The sequence below is a fragment of the Nocardia sp. NPDC050717 genome (assembly GCF_040654275.1).
Taxonomy (GTDB): Bacteria; Actinomycetota; Actinomycetes; order Mycobacteriales; family Mycobacteriaceae; genus Nocardia.
Window position 1 is genome coordinate 46,071 of record NZ_JBFAHR010000015.1, and the last position, 13,657, is coordinate 59,727.

The following is a 13,657-nucleotide window of genomic DNA, read 5'->3' on the forward strand; positions in this document are numbered from 1 at the left end:
CGGGGTCCGTCACACCCACCGGTGTGACGGACCCCGTCCGTGTGCTGCGGTGCCCAGGATCAGGCGTTGGCGACCTTCTCGGCCGGCGCGACCGCGGTGCCGACCTTGCTGAAGCGCAGGATGCCGTCCTCGATCGGCGCCTTGTGCATCAGCGTGCGGTCGCGGTAGTAGTTGTTGACCAGCTTCCAGGCACCGCGCGCACCCTGACGAGGCATTTCGCCGTTGCCGCGCTGGATGTAGCCGGAGGTGAGCGCGCCACCCATCAGCGATTCCTCGGCGATGTCCTCGGGGTTGGCGTGCACCTCGAAGGTGGTGTACCCCCGGTCGCGCATGATGTTGAGGACGCGGCACAGGTAGGCGGCGGCGAGGTCGGCCTTCAACGTCCAGGAGGCGTTGGTGTAGCCGATGATCATCAGGAAGTTCGGGATGTCGGAGTACAGCACGCTCTTGTAGGCGACCGTCTCGTTCATCTTCACCGGCTCGTCGTCGATGCTCATGGTCGCCCCGCCCAGGATCTGGACGTTGAGACCGGTGGCGGTGACGATGATGTCGGCCTCGAGCTCCTGGCCCGACTCGGTGAGGATGCCCTTCTCGGTGAACTTCGCGATCCGGTCGGTGACGATGTCGGCCTTGCCGGACTTGAGCACCTTGAACAGGTCGCCGTTGGGCACCACGCACAGCCGCTGATCCCACGGGTTGTAGGACGGGGTGAAGTGGCGCAGGTCCACCTTGTTGCCCAGCTGCAGGCGCACCTGCGCCAGCATCAGCTTCTTGGCCAGCTCGGGGTTGGTGCGCGAGAGCTGGAAGCTGGCGCGCTGCAGGGCGATATTGCGGGCACGGCCGATCTTGTAGGCGATCGCGTCGGGCACGCGGGTCTTCTTGAAGCCGACCGCGACCGGGTCGTCCGAGGGCAGCGCCTGGATCCAGGTGGGCGAACGCTGCAGCATGGTGACGTGCGCGGCCTTGTCGGCCATGGACGGGATCAGCGTGATCGCGGTGGCGCCGGAGCCGATGACCACGACCTTCTTGCCCGTGTAGTCCAGGTCCTCGGGCCAGTGCTGCGGGTGCACGATCTGCCCGGTGAAATCGGCCTCGCCGGGGAACTCGGGTCGGTAGCCCTTGTCGTAGTTGTAGTAGCCCATGGCGCCGACGACGAAATTCGCGGTCCAGGTCTCGGTCTCGCCGGTGGCCTCGATCAGCGCCTCGACGGTCCACTGCGCGCGGGACCGGTCGAAGTTCAGGTGGACGACCTTGCGGCCGAAGTTGATGTGGTCGGTGACGCCGTATTCCTTGGCGGTGTCCTCGACGTACTGGCGGATGCTGGCGCCGTCGGCGAGCACCTTGGTGCCGATCCAGGGGCGGAACCCGAAGCCGAAGGTGAGCATGTCCGAGTCGGAGCGGATGCCGGGGTACTTGAACAGATCCCAGGTGCCACCGATGTTCGCCCGGCGCTCGAGGATCGCGTAGCTGCGTCCGGTCTGCTCGCGAGTCAGGTGACAGGCCGTGCCGATTCCGGACAGGCCAGCGCCGATGATCAGTACGTCGACATGCCGCGTCATTGAGGAAACTCGTTTCGTGAGGGTCGTCGCCGCCCGGGCATCGTCGCCCGAGCCTTCTCCGAGGTTACGTGTTTCGCATGGTTACGTCTAGTTTGGCGCGGCGTGCCGGAGTTGCGCGCACGGTGATCCGAATCCGTGACGGGGCCGGGCCCGCCGGTCAGCATCAGTGGCATGACCGAGCAAACACTGTCGTTCCACTGGTTCCTGCCCACCTACGGCGATTCGCGGGGGCTGGTCGCGGGCGGCCACGGCAGTTTCATGTCCGGCGATCGCCCGGCCACGCTGCGTTACCTGAACCAGCTCACCGCGGCGGCCGAGGACAACGGTTTCGAGGGTGTGCTGACCCCGACCGGCGCCTGGTGCGAGGACGCCTGGCTGACCACGGCCATGCTGGTGCAGACCAGCGAGACGCTGAAGTTCCTGGTGGCGCTGCGACCCGGCCTGACCAGCCCGACCCTGGCCGCGCAGATGGCCGCGACCTTCCAGCGCCATTCCGCGGGCCGGCTGCTGCTCAATGTCGTCACCGGTGGGGAGCCGCGCGAACAGCAGGCCTACGGCGACTTCCTCGACAAGGCCGAGCGCTACGCCAGGACGGGCGAGTTCCTGCACATCGTGCGCGAACTGTGGCGTTCCACCGAGCCGTTCAGCTTCACCGGCGAGCACCTGCGGGTGCGTGACGCGCTGCTGAGCGCCCGGCCGGACCCGATCCCGCCGGTGTTCTTCGGCGGCTCCTCCGGCCCGGCGGGCCCGGTGGCCGCGCGCTACGCCGACACCTACCTGACGTGGGGCGAGCCGCTGGACGCGGTGGCGAAGAAGCTCGACTGGATCCGCGGCCTGGCCGCGATCGAGGGCCGGACCGTGGACTTCGGCCTGCGCATCCATGTGATCAGCCGCGACACCGCCGCCGAGGCGTGGGCCGAGGCCGACCGGTTGCTGGCGGGCATCGCGCCCGGCGAGATCGCGCGGGTGCAGGCCAGCCTGGCCCAGAGCGAGTCCGAAGGCCAGCGCCGCATGGCCCGGCTGCACGAGGGCCGCACCGACGGGCTCGAGATCGCGCCCAACCTGTGGGCCGGGGTCGGCCTGGTGCGCGGCGGCGCCGGGACGGCGCTGGTGGGTTCGCACGCGGAGGTGGCCGAGCGGCTGCTCGAGTACGCCGCGCTCGGCATCGACCATTTCATCCTGTCGGGCTACCCGCACCTTGAGGAGGCATACTGGTTCGGCGAGGGCGTCCTGCCGATCCTCGAACGGCGGGGTGTGTGGCAGCATCCGTCGCGGCCCGCCGCGGCGCCGGTGGTGACCCCGTTCACCGCGGCGGCCAGCAGCTGAGACGTCAGCGCGGCGCGCCGAACCAGCGGAGCAGATGGACCCGCAGCTCCGCCTGGTCGGCGCCCACCCACGCGACGTGCCCGTCGGGTCGCAGCAGCACCGCGGGCACATCGAGGTCGACCGCGGGGTCGACGACCTGATCCACGCGATCGGCCCAGCCCGCCACCGACAGCGCGCCCGTGCGGTCGAGCAGCAGACCGCGCTTTGTGCGCATCCGCTCGTACAGGCGACCACCGAGAACCGGCCGATCGCGCAGCCGCCTGCCCAGCAGCGGGTGCCCGTCGCCGAGGTCGTAGCGGACGCCGATCGCGATGATCTTCTCGATCAGGTACCGGTTGACCTCCTCGAAAGCCATCAGCTCGGTCAGGAGTCCGCGAACGGCGCGCGGGCCCGGTTCCAGCGACACGAGTTCCATCTGCGCGCGGGTGTTGTCCAGGACCTCCGCGGCGACGGGCCTGCGTTCGGCCTCGTAGCTGTCCAGCAGCTCCGGGGGCGCCCACCCGTGCACCTCGGCGGCCAGCTTCCAGCCGAGGCCGACCGCGTCCTGGATACCCAGGTTGAGGCCCTGTCCACCCAGCGGTGGATGGATGTGGGCGGCGTCGCCCGCCAGCAGCGCCCGCCCGCTCCGATAGCGTTCGGCCAGGCGCGTGGCGTCACCGAAGCGCGAGAGCCAGCGCGGTGCGTGCACGCCGAGGTCGGTGCCCGCCGTGGCGATCAGCTGCCGTTTCACCTCGTCGAAGGTGGGGGCGGCCCGGTCCTCGGCCACCCCGTCGGCAGGCACGACGACCCGGTGCACGCCGTCGCCGATCGGCGCCACCCCGAAGCGCAGCTGGGTCTTGCGGACCTCGCTGTTGACCGCGGCGAGAGTTTCCGGCGAGGCGGTGACCCGCATCTCGCCCAGCAGCGTGTCGACGCGGCTCGGCTCCCCGGGAAAGCCGATGCCGAGCAGCTTGCGCACGGTGGAACGCCCACCGTCGCAGCCGACCAGGTAGCGCGCCCGCAGTGTGGAGCCGTCGGCCAGGCCCGCGGTCACTCCGTGCGCGTCCTGTTCGATCCCGACCAGCTCGGTGGACCGCCGGATCTCGGCGCCGAGAGCGAGGGCATGCTCGGTCAGCAGCCGTTCGGTGACGGTCTGCGGGAGGCCGAGTACGTACGGATAGGTGGTGTCGAGCCCCTCGGGCTGCCGGGCGACGATCCCCGCGAAGTACCCGCCGAGCGGGTGCGGGGTGCCCAGCGCGAGGAAGCGGTCGACGAGGCCGCGCTGGTCGAGCACCTCGAGACTGCGGGCGTGCAGACCCATGGCCCGCACGACCGGCGTCGGCGCCGGGTCCCGGTCGACGACGAGCACCCGCACTCCCCACAGCCGCAGCTCGGCGGCGAGCATCACCCCGGTCGGCCCGGCACCGGCCACCAGCACGTCGATCATCTGTTCCCCATTCATCCGCGCAGGTCAGAGCGTTAGGCAGGCGATTGTGCCCGAGCAAGGGGGTCTTGCCGCAAGAGCGGGGGTGCGCTATACATTGAGAGTGGCAAGGAGTGGTTTTCCTCCTTGCCATTGTCGTGTCCGGACCCCTTTCGGCGAGCGCGTCACGCCGCCGTCCGCACCCGAAATGGCAGTCGATGCCAGCACGCATCCCGTGCGCGTTACCGCCGATTCCGTCGTCCCGAGCGGAAGAATGCCGCGCGGACATGCCCGCACACGGGACCGACCGAAACCCCGATACCTCGGGGAACGCGTGCCGTCCTGCACGCCGTGCACCGCGCACCCCCTCTCCCCCAACCGATTTCGGCATCGAGTGCAGCCGGGGTTCCACGTGAATCAGGCCGCCGCCACCGGGGCCGATACGCTCGCGGGGTGACCATCACCGTCGGCTTCGACCTGGACATGACCCTGATCGACTCCCGGCCCGGTGTCAGCCTCGCGATCGACACCCTCGCCGGGGAATTCGATCTGCCGATCGTCGGCAGCCACTTCGCCGCGCACCTCGGCCCACCGCTGGCCACCCTGCTCGGCGACGCGGGCGCACCCGACGACCTCATCCCGCACCTGGTCACCCGCTACCGCCAGCTCTACCCCGCGGTGATCACCCGCATCCCCGCGCTGCCGGGCGCGAGCGCCGCGCTGGACGCGGTGCGCGCGGGCGGGGGCCGCGCGCTCGTGGTCACCGGCAAGTTCGAACCGCACGCGCGACTGCACGTCGACCACTTCGGCTGGCAGGTCGACCGGCTCGCGGGCGACCTCTGGTCCACCGGCAAGGCCGACGTGCTGCGCGCCGAGTCCGCGCACGTGTTCGTCGGCGACCACGCCGGGGACATGCGCGGCGCCAAGGCCGCCGACGCGTTCGCCGTCGGGGTGACCACCGGACCCTACGACGCCGACGGCCTGCGCGCCGCGGGCGCCGACGTCGTCCTCGACGACCTCGTCGAGTTCCCTTCGTGGCTGGCTGAATTCGCCCGCACCAGCGGCTGACACCCGCCGCGGCGCCGGAACCCACGCGCCCGGTCGCGCGTTGACGTGGCATGTCGACCGATCCCTACTGGAATCACAACACGCAGTACCACCCGTGGATCCTCGAACAGGTCCCCGCGCACGCCCGCACCGCACTCGACATCGGTTGCGGCGACGGCCTGCTCGCCCGCAAGCTGGCCACCCGCTGTGATGCCGTGCTCGGGGTCGACATCGACGAGAACGTCCTGGCCACCGCCCCGGCGGCGCCGAACGTGCACCTCGAGAAGGCCGACTTCCGCGACCTCGACGACACCTTCGACATGGTGACCGCGGTCGCCACGCTGCACCACGTCCCGATCCGCGACGGCATCGCCGCCCTGCGTCACCTGGTCGCCCCCGGCGGCACCCTCGCGGTGGTCGGACTGTGGAAGATGCACCCGCTCACCGACATCCACTACCTGGCTCTGCTCCCCGCGATCCGCGGCCTCGACTGGTGGCGCCGCGGCCGCCGCGGCGATCCCGGCGCCACGGTGCGCGATCCGCAGGAGACGCTGGCCGAGATCCGCGCGGTGGCCGCGGAACTGCTGCCGGGAGCGCGTATCCACCGTCGCCTGATGTGGCGGTACACCCTGGTGTGGCGCCGGCCGCGCTGACGCCACCGTTTCTCGTGCGGCTGCACCGGGTGATACAGTCCGGCCAGTTTTTGCACGGGGAGGGAATTCTCATCAGTACAACGCCGACTGTCCGGCGGCGCACCGGTTTCGGGGTGGCGTGGTGAACCGGAAGAAATGGCTCATCGCCGGGGCCGTCACCCTGGTCCTCACGCTGATCGCCGTGATCGTCGTCGTCGCGGTCACCCGCGACAAGGATCCGCGCACCTTCGTCAGCGAGAAGTACCAGCGCGCCAAGCAGCTCGACCAGGCCAACGACGGCATCGCGTTCACCGCGGCCGCCGCGCCCGCCGTCGTCGCCGCCGCCATCGCCAAGGCCACCGATCCCCGCGACAGCCGCAACACCGGCGAGAACCACTATCTGCGGTTCGACAGGGACCTGGTCGCGGTGTCCCCGCACGCAGGCGGCTCGCTCGTGCTCGTCGACAGCTGGGCCAACGGCACCCGCCGCCATCACTCGCACACCAGCGCCTACGGCTGGAACAGCGGCTCCGCGGCGGGCGACTACCGCGGCGGCGGCAGCGACTCCGGCGGTAAGTAGTTCATCGAGGCCCTTCGCCTCACACAGCACAGGAGGACACTCATGCTCGCCGACCTGGCGGCGGACGCGGGGGCCGCGCTCGCCTTTTCCGCGGTGGGAATCGTGTTGATGGCCGTCGGTTTCGGCATCGTCGACCTGCTCACGCCCGGCGACCTGCGCGCCCAGATCTGGATCGAACGCAACCGCAACGCCGCGATCCTGCTGGCGTCGAACCTGTTCGGCGTCGGTCTGATCGTGGCCACCGCCATCTGGACCGCCGACGGCAGGATCGCGCAGGCACTGCTGGCGAGCGCGGTCTACGGCGTGATCGGGTTGGCCGCGATGGCGCTGGCGTTCGTGCTGCTCGACGCGCTCACCCCCGGGGACTTCCGGGCCGTCGTCGCCGATCCGGAACCGCATCCCGCGGTGTGGGTCACGGCCTCGGCGCACGTCGCGGTGGCGCTGGTGGTGGCCGCGGGCCTGACCTGATGCCGGTGCACCGCCTGGCCAGGGTGGCGCTGCTGGCGACGGTGTTCGTCTGTGCCGCCTGCGGTCTGGTGTACGAGCTGTCGCTGGTCACCCTCGGCAGCTACCTGATCGGTGACACCGCGGCACAGGCCTCGATCACGCTGAGCGTGATGGTGTGCGCGATGGGCATCGGCGCGCTGGCCGCGAAACCGCTGCGCCGCTGGGCCGCCGCCGCGTTCGTCGCGGTCGAGCTGGCGCTGGCCGTCATCGGCGGGTTGTCGGTGGCTCTGCTCTACGCCAGCTACGCCTGGCTCAACGTCTACACCGGCACCCTCATCGTCGCCGCGGCGGTGATCGGCATGCTCGTCGGCGCCGAGATCCCGCTGCTCATGGAGCTGCTCCAGCAGATCCGCAAGCAGTCAGCCAGCGGCGCGGTCGCCGATCTGTTCGCGGCGGACTACGTCGGGGCGCTGCTCGGCGGTCTGGCCTTCCCGTTCCTGCTGCTGCCGGTGTTCGGGCAGATCCGTGGCAGTCTCGTGGTCGGCGTGGTGAACGCCGTGGCCGGATTAGCGTTGGCGTTCTTCTTCTTTCGCGCGCAGATGACGCGCGTGGCCCGCCGGGTGCTGATCGCGGCGACCGTGCTCGTCGCGGCCGGGCTCAGCGGCACCTACGTCTACGCGGACCGGTTCGAGGCCACCGCCCAGCAGGCGTTGTTCGCCCATCCGATCGTGTGGCAGACGCGCACCCCGTATCAGCAGATCGTGCTCACCGAATCGTTCTCGCCGTTCGGCACCACCGACACCAGGCTCTATCTCAACGGCGGCCTGCAGTTCTCCTCGATCGACGAGTACCGCTACCACGAGGCGCTGGTGCATCCGGTGCTGGCCGGGCCGCGCCGCTCGGTGCTGGTCCTCGGCGGCGGCGACGGGCTCGCGCTGCGCGAGATCCTGCGCTACCCCGACGTCGCCGAGGTGACCCTGGTCGAGCTCGACCCGGCCATGATCGAGCTCGCCCGCACCGACGAGCGGCTCACCGCCCTCAACCGGGGCGCCTTCGACGACCCCCGCGTCCGTGTTGTCACCGCCGACGCCTTCACCTGGTTGCGCGGCGCGCCAGGGCTTTTCGACGCGATCATCGTGGATCTGCCCGACCCGGACCAGACCTCGGTCGCCAAGCTCTACTCGCAGGAGTTCTACGCGATGACGGCCAATGTCCTCGCGCCCGGCGCCCGAATGGTGGTGCAGTCCGGGTCGCCGTTCTTCGCGCCCCGCTCGTTCTGGACGATCGAGGCGACACTGCGGGCGGCGGGACTGCGCACCACGCCGTATCACGTGGATGTGCCCAGCTTCGGCGACTGGGGCTACATCCTGGCCGCGCTCGCGCCGGAACCACCGGCCGCAGCCCTGCGCGCCCCCGGCCCGCTGCGCTCCCTCGACGACCGCACGCTGGCCGCGGCCACGGTGTTCCCGCCCGACCGCCGCGCGGTCGACCCCGAGGTCTCCACCCTCATGCGGCCGGTGATCCTGGACCTGCAACGCCAGGAGTGGCGCTAGCGTTCACACCGAACCCGCGCACAACAGATGCGTGCCGACGACCGCGAGGCCGAACACCGCGACGGCGGCGGACAGCACAGGCACCGGTTCGCGCACGAGCCGGATCGCACCCCGCCGCGTCGCGGTGACGGCCTTGCGCAGGCGTGGTTCCCGCGGTGCCCGGGGCGCGGCCCCGTCGCGCCGGCCCAGGCCACGCCGGAGGACGCCGATCAGGGCGAGGACGAGAGCGGTGATCAGCATCGTCTTCCCCGCCCGCTCACCGGGTTCCGGCCGCGGCGGGCGCCGCGGGACGGGCGCCGGGGGCGCCGACGAGGCCGAAGGCGATGAGGCTGTCGGCGGTGTCGCGGACCGTCTCCTCGATCGGGCGCATCGTCCAGCCCAGTTCCCGGCGGGCCTTGTCCGCGCTGACGCGTTCGGTGCGGCCGAGCACCGGGACGGTCAGGCGCACGCCCTTGTCGAACACCGCGACCAGCCGCACCACCCAGTTCGGCAGCACCCTGGTCGGCACACGGAAGCCGCGCGGGTTGTACTCGCGCGCCAGCAGGGCGGCGAGCTCGCCCATCCACAGCGGCTCGGCCGCGCAGAGGTACCGATTGCCCGCCGCCTCCGGCACTTCCATCGCCAGCCGGTGCGCCACGGCCAGGTCGCGCACGTCGACCGGGGTCCAGCCGGTGCGCACCGAGCCGGGGACGTCCCGGTTGAGCAGGCGGCGCACCGGTTCGTGTGAGGTGCTGGTCGTCGGCTCGAGCAGCGGGCCGAGCACCATCCCCGGGTTCACCACCGCCAGTTCGAGTTCGCTCGTCCCGCGCACCGATTCGAGGAAGTCCCAGGCGGCGCGCTCGGCGAGGGTCTTGCTCTTCTGATAGGCGGGGACCCGCTCGACCACCGACCAGTCCGCCTCGGTGCGCACCTCGTCCCGGTCGTGGCCGTAGGCCACCGCCGCGACCGAGGAGGTGAGCACGACCCGCCGGACGCCGGCCGCCGCGGCAGCGCGCAGCACGCGCAGAGTGCCCTCGACGGCGGGTTCGATCAGGGCGCGCTCGTCGTCGGGCGGGGTGGACGGGAACGGCGAGGCGACGTGCAGCACGGCGTCGCAGCCCGCCACCGCCTCGGCCCAGCCCGCGTCGTCGTCGAGGGTGGCGGCGACGAACTCCAGCTCGCCGCCGGTGCGGCGGGCGAATTCGGTCAGGTGCGCGCGCCTGGTGTGCGCGGCGAGGTCACGCACGGTGCCGCGGACGGCGTACCCGTGCTCGAGCAGGTCGGCGATGCAGTGTCCGGCCACGAAACCGGTGGCGCCGGTGACAAGTACCCGTGTGGTCATGGTGTTCACCTATCGGTGCAGCCCGCCCTATCTGAGCGGTGCTCAAATAATCTAAACACTGCATAGATTCGATGTCCAGTGCCAATTCCCGCGGCCGGGTCGCCTACGCTCACAAGGGTGAAGCGCACCAGTTACCACCACGGCGACCTGCGGGCCACCCTGATGGACGCCTGCCTGCGCCTGATCGAGACCGAGGGCCTGGCGGCGGTGAGCCTGCGCCGGGTCGCCAGGGAAGCCGGGGTCAGCAGCGGGGCGCCCTATCACCACTTCCCCGACCGGGCCGCGCTGCTCTCGGCACTCTCGGTCGACGGCTTCCAGAAGCTCGCCGCCGCGCTCACCGCGGCCAAGGCGGCCGCGACCACCCCGATGGGCGCGCTGTCCGCGCTCGGCGAGACCTACGTGCGCTTCTCCCGCGACCACCCCGCCCAGTTCCGGCTCATGTTCCGCCCCGAACTGTCCCAGTCCGAGAAGCACCCCGACGCCCACGTCGCCGGGGACGCCGCCTTCGCGGTCCTGGCGGACACCGTCGCCGAGGCCATCGCCGCCGGGGCGCTGCCCGCCGACCGGGCCGATGTCATCACCATCGCCTGGTGGGGTCTCGGGCACGGACTGGCCTCGCTCTGGCTGGACGGCAAGCTCGACGAACGCAGCGCCCAGCTCGGCACCCCCACCGCCGACCTCGTCGACACGATCATGCGGTCCTTCGCCGACCTGATCGCCCCGCGCGGCACCGACGCCTGACCCGCCGGGGGAAATCCACGCTGCCCGGCGCGGCGGCTCCCCTACAGTGGACTCGTGCAGCACCGAGCAGCAGACCCGATGTCCGCCACCGCGATCCACGATTCGGTGCTCGTCCCCCGCTACGGCGAGGCCTCGCTCGCCGATCTGCTCCCCTCGGCGCTGGCCTGCCTCGGCGTGGCAGGCGAGACCGACCGGCTGGGGCTCGCCCTCGATGTCGACCACGTGTGCGTCTTGCTCGTCGACGGGCTCGGCGCCCTGGCGCTGGCCGAGCACGCCGCGACCGCGCCGTTCCTGACCGGCCTGCCCGCCGCGACCCTCACCGCCGGCTTCCCCAGCACCACCGCCACCAGCCTCACCACCCTCGGCACCGGCCTGCCGCCGGGCGAGCACGGCATCCTCAGCTACCTGCTGCGCCTGCCAGGCCAGGACCGGCTCTTCAACACCCTGCGCTGGCGGCTGCACGGCGAGGGCCCGAAGGTCGACGCGCTCACCGCGTTCGCGCCCGAGCAGGTCCAACCGCGGCCGAGTGCCTTCGAGCGCGCCCGCGCGGCGGGGATCCCCGCCGTCCAGGTGGCGCCCGGCTATCAGAACGGCTCGGGCCTGACCAGGGCGGGCTGGCGCGGCGGCGACTTCCGGCCCACCTATTCGGTCGGCGATCTGCTCGACGGCGTGCTGCGCGCGGTCGGCTCGGCACCCAAAACCCTGGTCTACACCTATCATTCGGAGCTCGACACCACCGGGCACGCGCGCGGGCCCGCCACCAGGGCGTGGCGCTTCGAGCTCGCCCACGTCGACCGGATCGCCGCCGAGCTCGCCGCCCGGCTGCCCGCCCGCTCGGCGCTGATCGTCACCGCCGACCACGGCATGGTCGAACTCGTCGACCGCATCGACTTCGACACCCACCCCGAGCTGTCCGACGGCGTGGCCGCGCTGGGTGGCGAACCGCGCGCCCGGCACGTGTACACCCGCGACGGCGCGGCCGCCGACGTCGCCGCGACCTGGCGAGCCGTGCTCGGCGCCGACTTCCTCGTCCGCACCCGCGCCGAGGCCGTCGAGGCCGGCTGGTTCGGCCCGGTCGCCGGCGAATTCACCGCGCGCATCGGCGATCTCGTGGTCGCCGCGCTGGGCACGAGCGGCATCGTGCGGACCGCGGCCGAACCGCTGCAGACGATGATGGTCGGCCACCACGGCTCGCTCACCGCCGCCGAACAACTCGTTCCCCTGCGGATCCACCGCAGCTGAGCCGCACCACATAGGCTGGGGCCACCCGATCGCGCGCGGCGCGCTTAGCGAACCTTCCAGGAGGAACCATGCAGTCCACCACCCGAACCGGGACCCTCGCCCTCGGCGTCGCGGTGCTGGCGGTGCTGGCGAGCGGTTGCAGCGAGGTCGAGCGGGCACTCAACCAGGGCGGCGACACGACCTGCCGCGACTACGTCAACCAGGAACCCGACACCAAGCGGATCACCATCACCAAGGCGATCAAGGAACGCAGCGGCTCCGACAACGAACCGGCCGGGACCCTGGTGGATTCGATGATCGTGCAGGTCGACCTGCTGTGCGCCGGCCAGCGCAACGTCGACACCCCCATCAAGAACGCCGATATCGCCGGTCTGTTCCTGAACAAGTAACCGCGGCGGCGTCAAGCCGCCACGACAGGGCAGCCACCGGCGACCTGGTCGTCCGCCGGAAAACAGCGCACGCGTCGCTCGCCCAGCTGATAGACAGGACAGGGCAGGCGGAGAGCAGGGAGTGGACGTGGGCGCACACGAGGACCGGAGCGCCGGCTCACCCAGGCCCGACCGGCTCGCGGACTATCGCGGCGCGCTGGAGAAGCAGTGGAACCGGCTCGCCGCGCCCTCGCGCCCGATGCAGTTGCCCCGCGACACCGGGCCGGTGCGCGAAGAAGTCGCCAAGTCCTGGCAGCGCTCGCTGCACACGGTCGATCCGGGCCAGACCGTCGCGCCCGGCTTCAACGACATCAGCGACCGTTGGTCGGAGTCGCCGCTGCGCAGGCCCGTGACCGAACTCGCAGGCCAGCTGCGCGGAATCGCCGAGGACTCCGGCTATCTCGCTGTCGTCAGTGACGAATCGGGCACCATCTTGTGGACCGCGGGCGATCGCGCGCTGCGGCGTCAGGGCGAGCAGGTGAACTTCGCCCCCGGCGGGGTCTGGGACGAAAGCCACATGGGCACCAACGGATTGTCGCTGGCCCTGCATGACGACAAGGCCTGCACGGTGTTCTCCGCCGAACATCTGGTCGCGGCGCTGCACGGGTGGGTCTGCTATTCCGCGCCCATCCACGGACCCGACGGCCGCCAGGTCGGTGTGCTCGACCTGTCCTCGAGCTGGGAGCGGTCCCATCCGATGGTGATGACCTCCGTGCGCGCCCTGGTCACCGCGGTGGAGACCATGCTGCGCGCGGAGGCGCCCGCCCCCGCCCCCGGCGTGCGCCTCGAATGTCTCGGCGCCGCACGGCTTCTCCGCGACGGCCGACCGGTCCCGCTGCCGCCGCGCCAGCTCGAGATCCTGGCCCTGCTCGCGCTCGAACCCGAGGGCTACACCCCCGAACAACTGCACGCCGCGGTCTACGGCGAGCGCTCGGTCTCGCTGAACACCCTCAAAGCCGATGTCTCGCACCTGCGCCGGGCCACCCGAGGCGAGATCGCCAACCGGCGCTACATGCTCACCGGGCCGATCTCCTGCGACGCGGTCGACCTGCTCGCCGCCATCGAGGGCGGCGACCTCACCTCGGCGCTGTGGCTCTATCGCGGTCCGCTGCTGCCCGGTTCCGATCTGCCCGGCGTGGAACAGTGGCGCGCGCACCTCGATGTCGGCATCCGCAACGCCGTGCTCGGCAGCGACCGCCCCGAGCACGCCGTCGCCTTCGGCCAGCGCTGCCCCGGCGACATCGCCATCCACGAACACGCGCTGCGGCTGCTCCCCCGCGACGACGTGCGGCGCGCCGTCGTCACCGCCCGGCTCTACACCGCGCGCCAGTCCTGACCTGCGCGAACACCCGCACCTACCTCGTACCAACCTTCGGCGA

Annotated in this window: 14 protein-coding genes; 10 read left to right on the forward strand and 4 right to left on the reverse strand. The window is 71.3% G+C overall.

All coding sequences use genetic code 11. From position 1 onward, the window contains the following. Positions 1-59: 59 nt before the first annotated feature. The gene (locus AB0H56_RS25840; RefSeq protein WP_357167905.1) at positions 60-1,559 is read right to left on the reverse strand and encodes an NAD(P)/FAD-dependent oxidoreductase; all 1,500 of its coding nucleotides are present in this window, start codon (positions 1,557-1,559) and stop codon (positions 60-62) included. A 171-nt stretch (positions 1,560-1,730) separates the two neighbouring features. Between AB0H56_RS25840 and AB0H56_RS25845 the strand changes: the two genes are divergently transcribed. Further along, on the forward strand, positions 1,731-2,885 hold the full coding sequence (locus tag AB0H56_RS25845) for an LLM class flavin-dependent oxidoreductase (RefSeq protein ID WP_357167907.1): 1,155 nt from the start codon (positions 1,731-1,733) through the stop codon (positions 2,883-2,885). A gap of 4 nt (positions 2,886-2,889) precedes the next feature. Here the strand turns inward: AB0H56_RS25845 and rox are convergent, their stop codons facing one another. After that, complete coding sequence (gene rox, locus AB0H56_RS25850; protein ID WP_357168047.1) at positions 2,890-4,311, reverse strand: rifampin monooxygenase; 1,422 nt, start codon at positions 4,309-4,311, stop codon at positions 2,890-2,892. A 429-nt stretch (positions 4,312-4,740) separates the two neighbouring features. Here rox and AB0H56_RS25855 point away from each other — a divergent pair, with 429 nt between their 5' ends. From AB0H56_RS25855 to AB0H56_RS25875, 5 genes are all read left to right on the forward strand, one after another. After that, positions 4,741-5,355: an HAD hydrolase-like protein gene (locus AB0H56_RS25855; protein WP_357167909.1), complete on the forward strand. Its 615-nt coding sequence runs from the start codon at positions 4,741-4,743 to the stop codon at positions 5,353-5,355. Between the two features lie 50 nt (positions 5,356-5,405). Beyond that, complete coding sequence (locus AB0H56_RS25860) at positions 5,406-5,987, forward strand: class I SAM-dependent methyltransferase (RefSeq protein ID WP_357167911.1); 582 nt, start codon at positions 5,406-5,408, stop codon at positions 5,985-5,987. 121 nt (positions 5,988-6,108) lie between these two features. Next, positions 6,109-6,546: a DUF4247 domain-containing protein gene (locus tag AB0H56_RS25865; RefSeq protein ID WP_357167913.1), complete on the forward strand. Its 438-nt coding sequence runs from the start codon at positions 6,109-6,111 to the stop codon at positions 6,544-6,546. Positions 6,547-6,588: 42 nt separating this feature from the next. Then, on the forward strand, positions 6,589-7,014 hold the full coding sequence (locus tag AB0H56_RS25870; RefSeq protein ID WP_357167915.1) for a DUF350 domain-containing protein: 426 nt from the start codon (positions 6,589-6,591) through the stop codon (positions 7,012-7,014). Continuing rightward, entirely contained in the window at positions 7,014-8,546 is a 1,533-nt protein-coding gene (locus AB0H56_RS25875; protein ID WP_357167917.1) for a polyamine aminopropyltransferase, read from the forward strand. Before AB0H56_RS25870 ends, AB0H56_RS25875 begins: the two co-directional genes overlap by 1 nt. Positions 8,547-8,549: 3 nt before the next feature. Here the strand turns inward: AB0H56_RS25875 and AB0H56_RS25880 are convergent, their stop codons facing one another. Further along, positions 8,550-8,786 (reverse strand): hypothetical protein, encoded by a 237-nt coding sequence (locus AB0H56_RS25880; RefSeq protein ID WP_357167919.1) that lies wholly within the window; start codon positions 8,784-8,786, stop codon positions 8,550-8,552. 16 nt (positions 8,787-8,802) lie between these two features. Next, positions 8,803-9,867 carry an NAD-dependent epimerase/dehydratase family protein gene (locus tag AB0H56_RS25885; protein WP_357167921.1) on the reverse strand — a complete coding sequence of 355 codons (1,065 nt, stop codon included), beginning with the start codon at positions 9,865-9,867 and terminating at the stop codon, positions 8,803-8,805. A gap of 117 nt (positions 9,868-9,984) precedes the next feature. Between AB0H56_RS25885 and AB0H56_RS25890 the strand changes: the two genes are divergently transcribed. The 4 genes from AB0H56_RS25890 to AB0H56_RS25905 all read left to right on the forward strand — a co-directional run bounded on the left by AB0H56_RS25890 (position 9,985) and on the right by AB0H56_RS25905 (position 13,614). After that, entirely contained in the window at positions 9,985-10,608 is a 624-nt protein-coding gene (locus AB0H56_RS25890; protein ID WP_357167923.1) for a TetR/AcrR family transcriptional regulator, read from the forward strand. A 78-nt stretch (positions 10,609-10,686) separates the two neighbouring features. Beyond that, positions 10,687-11,850: an alkaline phosphatase family protein gene (locus tag AB0H56_RS25895; protein WP_357168049.1), complete on the forward strand. Its 1,164-nt coding sequence runs from the start codon at positions 10,687-10,689 to the stop codon at positions 11,848-11,850. Between the two features lie 68 nt (positions 11,851-11,918). Continuing rightward, a complete protein-coding gene (locus tag AB0H56_RS25900; protein WP_357167925.1) occupies positions 11,919-12,239 on the forward strand; it encodes a hypothetical protein in 321 nt (106 codons plus the stop codon). Positions 12,240-12,366: 127 nt separating this feature from the next. Beyond that, positions 12,367-13,614 carry a transcriptional regulator gene (locus AB0H56_RS25905; RefSeq protein ID WP_357167927.1) on the forward strand — a complete coding sequence of 416 codons (1,248 nt, stop codon included), beginning with the start codon at positions 12,367-12,369 and terminating at the stop codon, positions 13,612-13,614. The last annotated feature ends 43 nt before the right edge of the window (positions 13,615-13,657 follow it).

Bases quoted from the DNA above. Each gene is read 5' to 3' on its own strand.
- AB0H56_RS25880 (WP_357167919.1), bottom strand. From the start codon at position 8,786: ATGCTGATCACCGCTCTCGTCCTCGCCCTGATCGGCGTCCTCCGGCGT.
- AB0H56_RS25860 (WP_357167911.1), top strand. From the start codon at position 5,406: ATGTCGACCGATCCCTACTGGAATCACAACACGCAGTACCACCCGTGG.
- AB0H56_RS25870 (WP_357167915.1), top strand. From the start codon at position 6,589: ATGCTCGCCGACCTGGCGGCGGACGCGGGGGCCGCGCTCGCCTTTTCC.
- rox (WP_357168047.1), bottom strand. From the start codon at position 4,311: ATGATCGACGTGCTGGTGGCCGGTGCCGGGCCGACCGGGGTGATGCTC.
- AB0H56_RS25900 (WP_357167925.1), top strand. From the start codon at position 11,919: ATGCAGTCCACCACCCGAACCGGGACCCTCGCCCTCGGCGTCGCGGTG.
- AB0H56_RS25885 (WP_357167921.1), bottom strand. From the start codon at position 9,867: ATGACCACACGGGTACTTGTCACCGGCGCCACCGGTTTCGTGGCCGGA.
- AB0H56_RS25895 (WP_357168049.1), top strand. From the start codon at position 10,687: ATGTCCGCCACCGCGATCCACGATTCGGTGCTCGTCCCCCGCTACGGC.
- AB0H56_RS25845 (WP_357167907.1), top strand. From the start codon at position 1,731: ATGACCGAGCAAACACTGTCGTTCCACTGGTTCCTGCCCACCTACGGC.
- AB0H56_RS25875 (WP_357167917.1), top strand. From the start codon at position 7,014: ATGCCGGTGCACCGCCTGGCCAGGGTGGCGCTGCTGGCGACGGTGTTC.
- AB0H56_RS25840 (WP_357167905.1), bottom strand. From the start codon at position 1,559: ATGACGCGGCATGTCGACGTACTGATCATCGGCGCTGGCCTGTCCGGA.